Source organism: Roseburia sp. AF02-12 (assembly GCF_003461765.1).
GTDB classification, from domain to species: Bacteria; Bacillota; Clostridia; order Lachnospirales; family Lachnospiraceae; genus Roseburia_C; species Roseburia_C amylophila.
This window is the reverse complement of sequence record NZ_QTXS01000008.1, coordinates 1-763: the sequence shown is the minus strand read 5'-3', so window position 1 is coordinate 763 and position 763 is coordinate 1. Positions and strand designations below refer to the sequence as shown.

Sequence of the window (763 nt, the reverse complement as noted above, 5' to 3'; positions counted from 1 at the left end):
GAAGTTTACAGCGAGGTGAAAGAGGTTGAATTATGTAGAATATGGAAAAGAAAACAGCGATGTAATTATCCTCTTACACGGAGGCGGTTTATCATGGTGGAATTACAAAGAGGTTGCTGAAAGACTTCAAACAGATTATCATGTGGTTTTGCCTATATTAGATGGTCATGCAGGATGTGATAAGCAGTTTACAACGATAGAGAATAATGCTTTGGATATTATAGAATTTGTAAATAGCAAATTGGGCGGTTCTGTTTTAATGATGGGAGGACTATCGCTTGGAGGGCAGATTTTGCTTGAAATTTTATCTCAACGCAAAGATATATGTAAGTATGCAATAGTGGAAAGTGTACTTGTGATACCTTCAAAATTTACATATTCTATGATTAAACCGGCGTTTGGAAGTTGCTATGGCTTAATAAAGTATAAGTGGTTTTCAAAATTGCAATTCAAATCACTACGAATAAAGTCGAATTTGTTTGATGAATATTACAAAGATACTTGTGCTATTAGAAAGAGTGATATGATTGCCTTTTTACAGGAAAACTCAGTATATTCACTAAAAGATGGCATTGGAGAGTGTGAAGCAACCGTTCAAATTTATGTTGGAGAAAAAGAAAAGCAATCAATGAAAAAATCTGCTAAAATCATTCATGAAAAATTGCAGGATAGTTTTATACAAGTTCTTCCTAATATGTATCATGGAGAGTTTTCAATAAACCACGCAGATGATTATGTGAGAAAACTATTAGAAATAGTAAAG

At 33.2% G+C, this 763-nt stretch carries 1 protein-coding gene; it reads left to right on the top strand.

Going from position 1 to position 763, the window contains the following annotated elements; translation table 11 throughout:
- Positions 1–25: 25 nt before the first annotated feature.
- Positions 26–763: alpha/beta hydrolase (locus DV740_RS14625; RefSeq protein WP_118087261.1), on the top strand; the 738-nt coding region annotated here is incomplete at its 3' end.